Below are 14,175 nucleotides of genomic sequence, written 5' to 3' on the forward strand. Positions count from 1 at the left end.
GATCGCGCGGCGAGCCTGCGATTGCCAGCCAAGCAGACGGATTATGACTGAAGGGATGGAAGCGGTACTGGCGCAGACCACCGGTTTTTTCCAGGAACGCCCGGCAGACAGGCGGCTGGGTGCCGTCTTCGCGTCCGTCTGGGTCCACCGCATGCAGGACCAGGACGCCCCACCTGTCGTGATAACGCCGGATGCGACGATCGACCTGCAGTGGATCGATGGCCGGTTCCGGGTCGCGGGGCCGGACCGGGAGCCGCAGATCGAGATATTGCCGTCAGGAGCAACGATTGTCGGATTCAGATTCCGGCCGGGGGCGGCCGCCGCGTGGCTGGGCGTGCCGGCCAACCGGATCGTTGGAGAACGCCTCGATCTCGGTGACTTCTGGGGCACCAGGGCGCGCCATCTGGCATGCCATGTGCGGGCCACGCCCGATCTTGCCGAGTTGGCGGGACAATTGGAGAAGGCAATCGGGGAATACACGCAAGAACACCGTGCGCCCGATGTGGTCATGGGCAATGCATTCGACGTCATCGACCGGGGGCTGCCGGCCGGCAAGCCGCTGGTGCCGTTCCTGCTGCGCAGCTTGCATATGAGCGAGCGGTCGCTGCGTCGCCGTTTCGAGGAAAGTTTCGGCTATGGCCCCAAGACGCTCGACCGCATCCTTCGCTTCCATCGATTCCGGCGTCTGCGGCGGACATTCAGCAATGACTCGACCGCCGTACTGGCGGTCGAGGCCGGCTATGCGGATCAGGCCCATTTGATACGTGAAAGCAGGCGGCTGTCCGGCATCACGCCTTCGGCACTGGCCGCCACCCGAGCATAGCGGCGCCTCGGCCGACAGGGTTCAAGCCGTTCCCGCCTGCTCCCCGGCCAGCCATTCCACCGACCAGTGCGCCGGCTTTTCCACCGCGAGCAATTTGTGCAGTGCCGGCAACACGGTCCGCAATTCGGCTTCCAGCGTGAAGGGCGGATTGACCACCACCATGCCGCTGCCATCAAGGCTGGGTTCGGAAGAGGCCGGTCGGATCTCGAACTCTATGTCGAGGATTTTCGGGATGCCGGATTGCTTCAGCGCCTTCCTGAAGGCGATGATCGCCTTGCGATCCTTGATCGGATACCACAGCGCGTAAATGCCGCCGGGCCAGCGCTTGTGCGCCCTTATGAGCCCGTCGACCAGGCGGCCGAACTCGCCCTCCTCCTCGAATGGCGGATCGATGAGGACCAGGCCGCGCTTCTCCTTCGGCGGCAGATGCGCGCCGAGCGCCAGCCAGCCATCGAGTTCCATCACCCTCACCTGGAAGTCGCCAGCGAATTCCGCCTTCAGCTTGGCGGCGTCTTTCGGGTGCAGTTCGATCGCCGACAACCGGTCCTGCTTGCGCAGAAGATGGCGCGCCAGCATCGGCGAACCCGGATATTTCTTCACGCCGTTCCCGGAATTGAGCGACCGCACAGCCTCCAGATAGGGCGCCAGCAGCGCGCCCGCCCTGGCGTCGAACGAGGCATCGATCAGCCTGCCGATGCCACCTTGCCATTCGCCGGTCTTCTGCGCCTCGAGCGACGACAGATCGTAGCGGCCAATGCCGGCATGGGTGTCGACGACGCGAAAAGCCTTGTCCTTCTGCTTGAGATAGTCGAGCAGACGCGTCAGCACGACATGCTTGACGACATCGGCGAAATTTCCGGCGTGGTAGGCGTGGCGATAGTTCACTTGGGTCCCCTGCCCCAGCGCGGCGGCGGCGGTTGCGAGTTCGGATTGTCCGGCCGGCCGCCACCAGAACGCAGGGACAGCAGGAAGCCGATCAGGCCGACCGCCATCAGCGAGAGGCCGACCGGCCGCGCACGACGGTCGGCTTCGCCGACACCGGAACGCAGCACAAGGTCGACCGCCCGCATCGGTATGTCCTCGGCATCGCCCGGACCGACGGTGAAGACATAAGGGCCGGGACTGACGGTCGCGATGACGCCCGCCTCGTCACGAAAGATCTTGTCGGGCAGTTGCGGGCTGACCTGGCGCGGGTTGTCGACATGGTTGAACCGCAACGTCGACGCAAGCACCGTGCGGCCATTGGTGGCGGCGGTCAGCGTCAACACCGTGTGTTGCTGCGAAACGATGCGCTCGGCTCTCGCGGTCAGGTCGACCAGCACGCGCACCGGCGCATCGCGGCTCGAGAGCGACACGGTCACTGGTTTGAAGCGGCCTTGTTCATAGACCCGCCAGGTGCCGATCTCGCGGCCTGAAAAATTGGTCATCGCCCAAGGATAGATGAGGCCGATGCCGGTGCCGGCGAGCAGGATCAGGACAAACAGAAAGCGCATTCAGACAGTCACCTTGTAGTCATGCCTTGGCAATCATGCCTCGCCGGGCAACTTGCCAGTACCGGCACCGTCACGCAGGCGTTCCATTTCGTCCAGCAGCATGTCGAGGCCGAGCTCGAATGTCTTGTCGAATTCGGCGGTGCCGAAAAAGCGCCCGGCCGCCGTGACATTGGGAAAATCCCGGGCCAGTTGCTCGTTGCTGACCGTGTTCACAGCCGACGGGCCCCTGGCGTAGCCCGCGTTCTCGTCCAGCACCGCGCCCATCAAGTAATAGCCGACGGCGCGAAACAGCCGCGCGCTGAGTTCGGTGTCAAAGCCGGCATCCTTGAACAGGCCGATAATGCCGTCCAGCCAGGCAAGGCAAATGGGCGAGTTCATACGGTAGGTGACGAAGAAGGCGGCATAGGCGGGATGGTCTCGGCCGATGCGACGAAAATCCTCGATGGCGATGCGCATCCTTTGCCGCCATGGGAGGCTGGCGTCGGGCATCTCAAGCGCACCGATCAACCGGTCGACGAGCGCTTCGTGCAAATGCGCCACCGAAGGAAAGTGGTGGTAAATGCTCATCGCCTCGCAACCGAGTGCCGCCGCCAGCTTGCGCATGGAAAAGCCGGCGAGCCCCTCCTTCTCGATCACCTCGAAGGCCGCGTCCTCGATCATCTCGCGCGACAGGCGGCCACGTGTTCCAGCTTTTTTTATCGATGAGTCCATGGCGCCGCTTGACAACTTACACTGTAAGGTTCATTTTCCGCATCACCTTACGCCGTAAGGCTTGGAAAAACCAGAGGAGAATGTCATGTTCGATTATCGCATTCTTTCATCCGTGCCTTCTTCCATGTGCCGGACCTTCCTGCTCGCCGCTACCGGCTGTGCACTCACGCTGGCCGCGACACCTGCTCATGCCGACGACTATGATGCGACCCTCAAGGATATCCAGTCGACCATGGGTGGCGTACCGAGCTTTGTGAAGCAGTTTCCCAAAGCCGGTCTGCCCGGTGCCTGGGCCGAGGTCAAGGCCATCGAACTCAGCGACAAGACGGCACTGCCGCCAAAGGTCAAGTCGCTGATCTCGCTGGCGGTGGCGGCGCAGATCCCGTGCAGCTATTGCATCTGGGAGGACACGCAGGACGCCAAGCGCGCCGGCGCCACCGACGAGGAGATCCAGGAAGCCGTGACAATGGCTGCGTTGACCCGCCACTGGAGCACCATCTTCAATGGCATGCAGGTCGATTTCGAAACGTTCAAGAAGGAAATGGGCGGGCAATAAGCCCCGCAGGCAAGAAGAAATCGGTGAAATGGCGAACCAGCCGATGACGGTTGTAATCGTCTAAGAGACCCGCCAAAGGGCGGGTCTCTTCATGGGCAGCCCATGCACCGACACTCGATTGCGACCTGGTCGCCATGTCGGCCGTTGCGCTGAAACCTAGGCCTTGCGCTCCCAGCGGCGGTCTGATGTCTGCTGCCAGTAGGTCACGGCATGGCCCGCGTCCTTCATCGCCTTCCAATGCGCGCGGGCCGCCTCGACCTGGCCGGCGTCATGGCCGTCGAACAGGAACACGGCGCGCTCGTAGCCGGCAAGATCGGGCGGCGCCGCGCCGTCGACCAGGAACCTTATCCTGGCTTCATTGGGATTGCCGTCGCCGGTGGTCAACAGGATAGGCTGCTCCCCGGGATAAGCCTCGCGATCTGTCGCGTGCGCCAGGAACGAATCATCGCGGAAGGTCCACAGATGCTGGTCGAGCGCGTCGCGCCGTTCCTCGGTGCCGGTCTGCACCACGGCGCGCCAGCCACGATCGACGCTGCGCTCCAGCAGACCCGGCAGCGCATCCTCCAGCGTCGATTCGGTCAGATGGTAGAACAGCACGTCGGCCATGGATCGAGGTCAGCTTTCGTAATGATCGCGCACCAGCCGGTCGAGCAGGCGCACGCCGAAGCCTGAACCCCAGGACTGGTTGATCTCGCTCGATGGCGCGCCCATGGCGGTGCCGGCAATGTCGAGATGCGCCCAGGGCGTATCCTTGACGAAGCGCTGCAGGAACTGCGCGGCGATGATGGCGCCGCCATAGCGGCCGCCGATGTTTTTCATGTCGGCGTTCTTGGAATCGATCAGCTTGTCGTATTCGACCCCGAGCGGCATGCGCCACAGCCGCTCCTGAGTCGCCTGCCCCGCCCCCGCCAGCCTCTCCGCCAATTCGTCATTGTTGGAAAACAGGCCGGCATAATGCAGGCCGAGCGCGACCATGATGGCGCCGGTCAGCGTCGCCAGATTGACCATGAATTTCGGCTGGAAGCGGTCGTTGCAGTACCACAGCGCATCGGCCAGCACGAGACGCCCTTCGGCGTCGGTGTTGAGCACCTCGATGGTCTGGCCCGACATGGAGGTGACAATGTCGCCAGGGCGCTGGGCATGGCCGTCGACGGCGTTCTCGACAAGACCGATGATGCCGACGACATTGGCTTTCGCCTTGCGAGCGGCCAGCGCGTGCATGAGCCCGGTTACCGCGGCAGCGCCGCCCATGTCGCCCTTCATGTCCTCCATGCCCGACGCCGGCTTCATCGAATTGCCGCCGGTGTCGAAGGTGACACCCTTGCCGACGAAGGCGATCGGGCTGTCCTTGGCTTTGCCGCCGTTCCACTGCATGATCGCCATGCGCGCGCCGCGCGGCGAGCCTTGCGCAACGCCGAGCAGCGAGCCCATGCCGAGCTTCTTCATCTCCTTCTCGGTCAGGATCTCGACCTTGACGCCGAGCGCCTCGAGCTCCTTGGCCCGGGCAGCGAACTCGACCGGTCCCAGAATATTTGCCGGTTCGTTGACAAGGTCGCGCGCCAGAAGCACACCGTCGACCACCGCCTCGGCATCCGCGAAAGCCTTCCTGGCGCCGGCCGGGTCAGCAGTGTGGATGGTTATCTTGACCGACTTCTTCGGATCGGCCTTTGCGTCATCCTTGTCCTTCCTGGTCTTGTACTTGTCGAAGGAATAGCCGCGCAGGAGGATACCAGCCGCAAGGTTGGCCGCGTCCTTGCCGTCAGGCGAGGCGCCGGCAAGGTCGATCACGACGGCAACGTCGGTTGCCTTGCGCAACGAGGCTGCAATGGTGCCGCCCAGTTTCAGCCAGGCATATTCGTCGAGCCCCGACGCCTTGCCGGCGCCGATCGCGACCAGCCTGTCGAGCGACGTTGCCTGCGGCGCCAGAACCTCGACGACGCCGGCGAACTTGCCCGTGAACTCGGCCACCGGGAAAGCCCGTTCCAGCGTCTTGCCGGGATCGTACGCCGAGGCGGCGTCGCTCAGGCTGCCGTCATCCGCCGACAGCACGAAGACCGTGCCCTTCCTGCCCGCCGCCGTCTGGGGCGCGGCAAATTTTGCAAAGGCGATCGACGGTCTCGGATTCATCATGTCCTGCTTTCGGGGATTGCGCGATGATGCGCGAAGCGGTTTGAAGCGATCCGCGACATTTGGTCGTTTTCCGGCATTTGGCAAGACTTTGCCAAAATGGCTACCCATATGACACACGGAATCGATGGCGATTCGTCGCGGCACGGCCCCGCTTCATGCCGCAACATGTTGTTAACCATCGATGTTCGCCCTTTCTTATCCATTCCCTCCGACACTCCGGTCCACTGCGGCACGCGACGTGGGACGGGAACCGGATCGCCTGCCTGATCGAGCCCACCGGAGCCAGTTGTGCGGTCGTCGCCGGACAGCTACCCTGAGCGTGGTGGCATGATGCCGTTCGAGAAAATCGAGTAAAGCCTTCATGAAGGTCGTTGAACGCTACATCATGCGCCGCGCTTTCGTGGTCTTCCTGGCAGCGCTGGTCTGGACGCTGGCCATCGTGTGGACCACGCAGGTGCTGGCCAAGATCGACCTTGTCACCGACAGTGGCCAGTCGTCGCTGACCTTCTTCGAGGTCGCCGCCCTCATTCTTCCCTCGATAATACCGATCGTCGTGCCTTTCGCGCTGGTGGTAGCGGTTGCCCAGACACTCAGTGTCATGAATTCGGATTCCGAACTCGCTGTCGTCAACGCGGCAGGCGCCTCGCGCTGGACGATCGTGCGGCCAATCATGCTTCTCGCGCTTGCGGCCAGCGTTTTTTCCTTTGCCGTCGACAATGGCATCGACCCCTATGCAAGGCAGAAGAACCGCGCCCTGGTGGCGCAGTCGCGCGCCGACCTGTTGTCGCTGATCATCCAGGAAGGCACCTTCCGCAAGATCGAGGACGGCCTGTTCCTGCAGATTGGCGAGCGGCTTCCGGACAATCGGCTGGGCGGCATCTTCGTCGCCGATTCGCGTGAGGAAGGCGTCAATCTCGTCTATTATGCCAAGACGGGCAGCATCGTCGAACGCGGCGGCGAGAAGGTGCTGATGATGAATGACGGCGTCATCCACCGCAAAACGCTGACCGGCGACCTCAGCGTCATTCGGTTCACCTCCTATGCCTTCGACATGTCGGCGTTCATGGCGGCGGCCTCCGAGGTGACGCTGCTGCCGAAGGACCAGACAACCCAGTACCTGCTCAATCCAAGCCCCAACGACAAGAATTTCCAGCAGAGACCGCAGGAATACAGGGCCGAGATCGACCAGCGATTTTCGGAATGGACCTATTCCATGGTGTTCGCGCTGATCGCGCTCGCGGTCGCCGGCGACGCGCGCTCGCATCGCGAGGCGCGCGTCAATCCCTTGATCACGGCGATCGCCATATCCCTGTTCGTGCGCTGGCTGGGCTTCTTCGCCGCCAGCAAGGCGGATGAGATCCCGCAATACGCCTATATGGTCTATGGCGTGCCGATCGTGGCTTCCGCCGTTGCCATCTGGTTCATCGTGTCGAACCGCACCATGGAACTGCCGGTGGCCTGGGCGGACTGGATGACGAACCTGGCCAGCCGCTTCGGTGACGGCTGGAACGCCCTCAAGCTGCGTTGGTCGCGGCGCGGCACTTCAGGTCAGGGGGTCGGCTGATGGGCTGGACACTGGGCCGTTATTTCTTCTTCCGTTACGTGACGATCACGATCTGGTTCTTCCTGGGCCTGCTGGCGCTGGTGTTCCTGATCGATTTCACAGAACTGTCCGGCCGCACCACCGGCCTGCCCGGCTTCACCTATGGAACGGCCGTGGCCATTTCGGGCCTTCGGATGCCGATGATCATGCTGCAGACGGTGCCATTTGTCGGCCTGTTCTCGGCGATGGCAACGCTGGTGTCCCTCAACCGCCGCTACGAGCTGGTCATCGCGCGTTCCGCCGGCGTTTCCGCCTGGCAATTCCTTTTGCCATGCTGCATCGGAGCATTGCTGTTCGGCTTCGTGTCGGTCGGGCTCATCAATCCGCTGGCCGCGCACGCCTTCTCCTTGTCGGAGCAGATCGAGACCCAGTTGCGCTCCGGCAAATCGAACACGGTTTCGGCCGATGCCGCTCCCTGGATTCGTCAGAAAACCGGCTCTGGTGACACCATCATCGGTGCGCGGGCCATCCTCAACCAGGGTCTGGAGATGGCCGACGCCGTCTTTTTCGTCCTCGACCAGCAAGGCAATATCGTCGAGCGCAAGGATGCCGCGCGTGCCTACCTGCGGGACGGTTATTGGGACTTGCAGGACGTAAAGACCTTCAAGAACGGCACCATCCAGCCCGCCGCGAGCGATCGTGTGCCGACCAATCTGAAGCCGGAATTCGTGCAGGAGCGGCTGGCGCGCCCGGAGACCATTCCATTCTACGACCTGCCCGGAAAAATCGAGGTTGCCCGTTCCTTCGGCCTCAAGGCAAATGCCTTTGCCATGCAGTTTGATTCGCTGGTGGCGTTGCCGTTCCTCCTCGTCGCCATGACGCTGATTGCGGCAACAGTTTCAATGCGATTTGCGAGGATGGGACAATCGGCAACGATGATTCTGGGTGGCGTCGTTGCCGGGTTTCTGCTTTATGTCGTTTCTGTGCTGGTGAAGGCATTCGGCGTGGCGGGGTTCGTGCCGACTGCCATAGCCGCCTGGGTGCCAGTTGTGGTAGCTATGTTCTTCGGGGTGACTTTCCTGCTATACAAGGAAGACGGCTAGTGAGGGAGGCGTTTTTGCCCAGCAACAGGCAGGCCAGGTTGGCGCGCCTCTATGCGGCGAGCGCCTTGGCGTGCCTGCTTGCCTGCGGCGTTCCATTGCCTGCGTTCGCGCAGGACGTCGGCGATGTGGCGACCAAGGTTCCGTCCGGCTCGCAGATGCTGCTCGCGGCCGATACGCTCGAGTACAACAACGACAACCAGACCGTGACCGCTATCGGCGGGGTCCAGATCGACTATGGCGGCAACCGCCTCGTCGCCCAGAAGGTCGTATACAACCGCAACACCAAGCGGATGGTTGCCAGCGGCAATGTCGAAATCGTCAACAGCGACGGCACCAAGATCAATTCGCAGCATATCGATATCACCGACGATTTCGCCGACGGCTTCGTCAATGCGCTTCGCGTCGAAACCGTAGACAAGGCCTATTTCGCCGCCGAAAGCGCCGAGCGCATGGGCGGCGTGCTGACCACCTTCCACAATGGTGTCTACACCGCCTGCGAGCCGTGCGAGGACAAGCCCGACAAAGCGCCTACCTGGCGCGTGAAGGCCAGGAAGATCATCTGGAACGGCGAGAAGAAGACGGTTCGCTTCGAGAATGCGAATTTCGAGTTCTTCGGCTTTCCGCTCGCCTACCTGCCGGCTTTCGAGATCGCCGACCCGACGGTGAAGCGCAAGAGCGGTTTCCTGATCCCCAGCATCAGCTACAACAGCCACCTGGGATACAGCGTCAAGGTTCCCTACTATTTCGCACTTTCGCCGACCTATGACCTGACGGTGTCGGGAAGCGGCTACACCAAGCAGGGCTTCCTCGGAGAGGCCGAGTGGCGGCAGCGCTTCAACAATGGCCAATACAGTTTGAAGATGGCCGGCATCCAGCAGCAGGATCCCGACGCCTTCATCGACAGCGCTGGCCGCAACGTCGATTCCGGCGCCGCGGGCGACCCGAACAAGTTCCGCGGCATGATGGGCACGCAGGGACAGTTCGCGATCAACGAACGCTGGAATTTCGGCTGGGACGTGCTGCTGCAGACAGACAAGAACTTCTCCAACACCTACAACATCGACAAGTACAATGCCGCCGTCCATCAGTCGTCGGTCTACCTGACCGGTCTCAATGGCCGTAACTATTTCGACGTGCGTGCCATGCATTTCGAGGTCCAGGAAAATACGCTCAACGGCAATCCGGCGGCGCGAAGCGGCCAGCAGCCCTGGGTGCTGCCCTCGCTGGATTATGCATACATCCCTGATGCGTCCATCGCGGGCGGTCAGTTGTCGATGAACGTCAATACGCGGGTGATCCGCCGCGATGATCTCGATGAGACATACTTTGAGCGTTACCTGCCCGGTTCGGGTACGCAGCGCGTGCGCGGCATTGAAGGCGAGTCCAGCCGTCTCACGGCCGAAGCGGAATGGAAGCGGTCATTCATCACCGACGACGGCCTGGTGCTGACTCCGTTGCTGGCGCTGCAGGGCGATGTGGACTACCTCAACGCGTCGTCTGGATCGCTCGCCGCCGTCAACCAGATGGCGACGAATTTGGGCCAGCAGGACAACATGCGTTCGTCGTTTGCCCGTTACATGGCAACAGCGGGCCTCGAAATGCGTTGGCCGATGCTGTTTTCGATGGCCAGCGGGTCGAGCCATGTCATCGAGCCGATGGCGCAGGTATTCCTGCGTCCGAACGAACAGTATGTCGGCGGCCTCGCCGTCCCGAATGAAGACGCCCAGAGCATGGTGTTCGATGCAACCACGCTCTTCGAACGCGACAAGTTCTCCGGTTACGACCGCGTGGAAGGCGGTTCGCGCGCCAATGTCGGCTTCCGCTATTCCGGCTCCTATATCAACGGCTGGGGTACCAATGCGATTTTCGGCCAGTCCTACCAGATTGGCGGGGACAACTCCTTCGCGGCGCCGGATCTGGTCAATGTCGGCGCCTATTCGGGCCTTCAGGACACCAAGTCCGACTATGTCGGCCTGTTCGGCATCAACAGCCCGAACGGATTCGCGGCTTCCATCAGCGGTCGCTTCGACGAGCAGAGCTTCGAGGTTCGCCGCGCCGAGGTGAAGGCCGCCTATTCAGGCCTGCCGGTGTCGTTGAGTGCCAAATACGCCTTCATCCAGGCCCAGCCGCTCTATGGCTTCACGACCGACCGTCATGAGGTGACGCTGGGTGCGTCCACCCACCTTGCCGAGAACTGGCGCGTTTTCGGGACAGGAACCTACGACCTGCAGGAAAGCCTGTTGGTCAAGGATGGGATCGGCTTCGCCTACAACGATTCCTGCTTCACCTATCTGATGACGTACTCGCAGTCGCGTGACCTGAACACCAGGGAAGTGACACAGAGCATCGGCTTCAATCTGTCGTTCCGCACCCTCGGCGACTTCGGCTCGTCGACCAGTGCGATCGACACCATCCAGTAGCCGGCGACATCGTTTCGCCGCATAGGGCTGGCACGGATTCGCGCACCCGGAAGAGGACGAAATTGGGCGGAACCGGGATAGAATTGGGATGCTAATGATGAGGAAATACCTCTTTTCAGCAGGGTTCGCGCTGCTTGTGGCGGCGACATCCGTGTCGATGACCGTCATGACGCCCCCGGCCTTCGCCAGCGAGATCAAATACGTCGTCAACGACATACCAATCACGTCAGGCGATATCGCGCATCGTGCCGCCTTCCTGAAACTGCAGCACAAGAAGGGGGGCGACGCCGCCCAGGAAATGATCGATCAGACGCTGCGTCTTGCCGAGGCCAGGCGGCTTGGCATCCGCATCAGCGACGCGCAGGTCGAGGCAGCCTATCAGCGCTTTGCTTCCGGCAACAAGATGCAACTCAGCCAGCTCGACGGCGTCATGGAAAAATCCGGAGTCACCAAGGAACACTTCAAGGAGTTCATCCGCGCCCAGATGGCCTGGAACCAGGCCTTGAGCGCGCGCTACCGTTCCGGAGAAGGCGGCAGCGTGACCGAGCAGGACGCGGTCAGGCGCATGCTCGACAAGGGTGGGGCCAAGCCAAGCGCCACCGAGTACATGCTGCAGCAGGTCATCTTCGTCGTGCCGGCCGCCGAACGCAGCGCGACGCTGGCCAAGCGCAAGCGCGAGGCTGACGCCATGCGCGCCCGCTTCAACGGCTGCAACACGACGCGCGAGTTCGCCAAGGGCCTGATCGACGTCACCGTTCGCGATCTGGGCCGGGTGCTGGCGCCGCAACTGCCGCCGGACTGGGCCGAGCAGATCAAGGCCACCAAGGTTGGCGGCGCCACTGTCACGCGCGAAACCGAGCGCGGCGTCGAGTTCATCGGCATCTGCTCGTCGCGCGAAGTGTCCGACGACAAGACTGCCCAGATGGTGTTCCAGAGCGAAGGCTCCAACGACAAGGCGGCCGACGATCTCAGCAAGAAATATGTAGACGAGCTGAAGGCGAAAGCCCGCATCGTCAAGCGCTGACGTGAGCAGCGCGATGAACGCGCTGGCGCTTAGCGTTGGCGATCCGTCCGGCATCGGCCCCGAAATCGCTATCACCGCCTTCCTGGCGCGCGAGGCAGTCGGCTTGCCTGCCTTCTATCTCTTGGCTGATCCGGCGCTGATCGCATCGCGGGCAAGCCACCTCGGCGTGTCGGTGCCGATCGTCGAGACAACGCCGGCGCAAACGGCGCAAGTTTTCGTCGATAGCCTGCCGGTCGTTTCACTGGCCGCCCGGTTCATCGACAGCCCCGGCAGGCCGAATCCGGCCAATGCGGCCGGCACCATCGAGGCGATCGACCGCGCGGTCGCCGCCTGCCTCGCTGGCGACGCCGCTGCCATGGTCACCTGCCCTATCGCCAAGAAGCCGCTCTACGATGCCGGCTTCCGCTTTCCCGGCCATACCGAATATCTGGCGCATCTGGCGGCCCGGCACGGTGGTGTCGAGGTGACGCCGGTCATGATGCTGGCAGGCCCTGATCTGCGCACCGTTCCCGTCACCATCCACATCGCGCTGGCCGAGGTGCCGAAGTCCCTGACCACCGAATTGATCGTGGCGACCGCGCGCATCACCGCCACAGACCTCGCCAGCCGCTTCGGCATCGCCAGGCCGAGGCTTGCCATTGCCGGCCTCAATCCGCATGCTGGCGAAGGCGGCTCCATGGGCCAGGAAGACGAACGTGTGGTGCGCCCGGCGGTCGACATCCTGCGCGCCGAGGGCATCGATGCTTTCGGGCCTCTACCGGCCGACACGCTGTTCCATGCCCGGGCGCGGGCGGGCTATGATGTCGCGCTGTGTATGTATCATGACCAGGCCTTGATCCCGGCCAAGGCGTTGGCTTTCGACGAGGCGGTCAACGTCACGCTCGGCCTGCCCTTTATCCGCACGTCGCCCGACCATGGCACGGCCTTCGACATCGCCGGCAAGGGCATTGCACGGCCCGATAGCCTGATCGCCGCGTTGAAGCTCGCCAGACGGCTCGCCGACATCGACAACAAGGCCGCGGCCGCATGAGCGCTCCCGTTTCCGGTCCGAACGCATGAGCATCGACGGGCTGCCGCCGCTGCGCGATGTGATCGAGCGCCATGGGCTGCAGGCGAAAAAGGCGCTCGGCCAGAATTTCCTGCTCGATCTCAATTTGACGGGCAAGATCGCACGCAGCGCCGGCGACCTGACAAGCACCGCGGTGATCGAGGTTGGTCCGGGGCCTGGCGGCCTGACAAGAGCGCTGCTTTCCAACGGCGCCCGCCGGGTTGTCGCCATCGAGCGCGACGAGCGCTGCCTGGCGGCACTGGCCGAAGTCTCCGCTTACTATCCCGGCCGGCTGGAGGTGATTTCGGGCGACGCGCTCAAGACCGACTTTGCCGGCATCGCGGCAGCGGCCGGAGATGGTGGCACGGTGAGGATCGTGGCCAACCTACCCTACAATATCGGTACGGAATTACTCATCCGCTGGCTGACTGTTATGGACTGGCCGCCCTTCTACGCCTCGATGACGCTGATGTTCCAACGTGAGGTGGCCCAGCGCATCGTCGCCGCGCCTGGCAGCGATGCCTATGGCAGGCTTGGCGTGCTGGCCGGCTGGCGCACGCAAGCCAGGATCGCCTTCGACGTACCGCCCCAGGCCTTCACGCCGCCGCCCAAGGTCACCTCTTCGGTGGTGCATCTGGAGCCGCGCGCGACACCCCTGCCCACTGACGTGAAGAAACTCGGCCGCGTCACCGAAGCCGCGTTCGGCCAGCGCCGAAAGATGTTGCGGCAGAGCGTGAAAAGCCTGGGCGGCGAGGCCTTGCTTGAGCGCGCGGGCATCGATCCGACGAGACGCGCCGAAACGCTCAGCGTCGAGGAATTTGTACGCCTGACGAACGCGGTGTAGCTCCCTTCCCGCCGCTTGCGGGGAGACGATGCCGACAGGCAATGAGCGGCGCAAACCATTTTCAGAGTACGGTGTGCTGCCCCATCCGGCCCTTCGGGCCACATTCTCCCGTGAGATCGAACCCCCTTTGCCGTAACGAGCGCGGCAGGCGCGTCATATCGTCGCATATTGCGACGGAAGGTGTCATGATGGTCATTCTGGCCTGCTTCCAGAAGTCCGCCAGCAGCGCGGCGGACGATGCAGTATTCTGAGAATGACATGACAATGTATTAAAACTGTGATCAGTTCGGGCGATAGTCGCGCAACTGCTTAATCATGAAGTTCTTGAATGGGAGCCCATGAACGCCAGAAGCCTTCTTTCGGATTATTCGAATCCGAATCGATTCGCACGTGGGATGCCCACGGCGCTGTGTCATTTTCATTCATCGCAAGCGCACGACGCGCGCCCTACCCAATCATCGGAGAAGGCGCGCTAAGCGC

The 14,175-nt window shown here is 62.7% G+C and carries 13 protein-coding genes; 8 read left to right on the plus strand and 5 right to left on the minus strand.

All coding sequences use genetic code 11. The features are described 5' to 3' along the window. Positions 1 to 43 precede the first annotated feature (43 nt). On the plus strand, positions 44 to 823 hold the full coding sequence (locus tag EB230_RS24355) for a helix-turn-helix domain-containing protein (RefSeq protein ID WP_244493890.1): 780 nt from the start codon (positions 44 to 46) through the stop codon (positions 821 to 823). Between the two features lie 21 nt (positions 824 to 844). Here the strand turns inward: EB230_RS24355 and EB230_RS24360 are convergent, their stop codons facing one another. The 3 genes from EB230_RS24360 to EB230_RS24370 are packed head-to-tail and all read right to left on the minus strand — an operon-like array spanning position 845 to position 3,027. Continuing rightward, complete coding sequence (locus EB230_RS24360) at positions 845 to 1,708, minus strand: 23S rRNA (adenine(2030)-N(6))-methyltransferase RlmJ (protein ID WP_056563200.1); 864 nt, start codon at positions 1,706 to 1,708, stop codon at positions 845 to 847. Then, positions 1,705 to 2,316, minus strand: coding sequence for a hypothetical protein (locus EB230_RS24365; protein ID WP_056563203.1), 612 nt, complete (start codon positions 2,314 to 2,316; stop codon positions 1,705 to 1,707). Before EB230_RS24365 ends, EB230_RS24360 begins: the two co-directional genes overlap by 4 nt. A 33-nt stretch (positions 2,317 to 2,349) precedes the next feature. Beyond that, positions 2,350 to 3,027 (minus strand): TetR/AcrR family transcriptional regulator, encoded by a 678-nt coding sequence (locus tag EB230_RS24370; protein ID WP_056563205.1) that lies wholly within the window; start codon positions 3,025 to 3,027, stop codon positions 2,350 to 2,352. An 85-nt stretch (positions 3,028 to 3,112) separates the two neighbouring features. Here EB230_RS24370 and EB230_RS24375 point away from each other — a divergent pair, with 85 nt between their 5' ends. Then, entirely contained in the window at positions 3,113 to 3,583 is a 471-nt protein-coding gene (locus EB230_RS24375; protein ID WP_172374095.1) for a carboxymuconolactone decarboxylase family protein, read from the plus strand. Between the two features lie 156 nt (positions 3,584 to 3,739). On the opposite strand, the gene EB230_RS24380 is transcribed toward EB230_RS24375, so the two are convergent. Further along, positions 3,740 to 4,189: a DNA polymerase III subunit chi gene (locus EB230_RS24380; protein WP_172374096.1), complete on the minus strand. Its 450-nt coding sequence runs from the start codon at positions 4,187 to 4,189 to the stop codon at positions 3,740 to 3,742. 9 nt (positions 4,190 to 4,198) lie between these two features. Next, positions 4,199 to 5,710, minus strand: a complete 1,512-nt coding sequence (locus tag EB230_RS24385) for a leucyl aminopeptidase (protein ID WP_172375155.1) — start codon at positions 5,708 to 5,710, stop codon at positions 4,199 to 4,201. A 364-nt stretch (positions 5,711 to 6,074) separates the two neighbouring features. Between EB230_RS24385 and lptF the strand changes: the two genes are divergently transcribed. The 6 genes from lptF (at position 6,075) to rsmA (ending at position 13,695) form a co-directional block, all read left to right on the plus strand. Then, positions 6,075 to 7,277, plus strand: coding sequence for an LPS export ABC transporter permease LptF (lptF, locus tag EB230_RS24390; protein ID WP_056563211.1), 1,203 nt, complete (start codon positions 6,075 to 6,077; stop codon positions 7,275 to 7,277). Continuing rightward, a complete protein-coding gene (lptG, locus tag EB230_RS24395) occupies positions 7,274 to 8,359 on the plus strand; it encodes an LPS export ABC transporter permease LptG (RefSeq protein WP_171883365.1) in 1,086 nt (361 codons plus the stop codon). Before lptF ends, lptG begins: the two co-directional genes overlap by 4 nt. Further along, complete coding sequence (locus tag EB230_RS24400) at positions 8,359 to 10,779, plus strand: LPS-assembly protein LptD (RefSeq protein ID WP_172374097.1); 2,421 nt, start codon at positions 8,359 to 8,361, stop codon at positions 10,777 to 10,779. The genes lptG and EB230_RS24400 overlap by 1 nt, the downstream gene beginning before the upstream one ends. Before the next feature lie 88 nt (positions 10,780 to 10,867). Then, entirely contained in the window at positions 10,868 to 11,803 is a 936-nt protein-coding gene (locus EB230_RS24405; protein ID WP_056563219.1) for a peptidylprolyl isomerase, read from the plus strand. Positions 11,804 to 11,816: 13 nt separating this feature from the next. Beyond that, entirely contained in the window at positions 11,817 to 12,833 is a 1,017-nt protein-coding gene (gene pdxA / locus EB230_RS24410; RefSeq protein ID WP_172374098.1) for a 4-hydroxythreonine-4-phosphate dehydrogenase PdxA, read from the plus strand. Between the two features lie 25 nt (positions 12,834 to 12,858). Next, complete coding sequence (gene rsmA / locus EB230_RS24415; RefSeq protein WP_172374099.1) at positions 12,859 to 13,695, plus strand: 16S rRNA (adenine(1518)-N(6)/adenine(1519)-N(6))-dimethyltransferase RsmA; 837 nt, start codon at positions 12,859 to 12,861, stop codon at positions 13,693 to 13,695. Positions 13,696 to 14,175: the final 480 nt, after the last annotated feature.

Source organism: Mesorhizobium sp. NZP2234, from assembly GCF_013170765.1.
Taxonomy (GTDB): Bacteria; Pseudomonadota; Alphaproteobacteria; order Rhizobiales; family Rhizobiaceae; genus Mesorhizobium; species Mesorhizobium loti_D.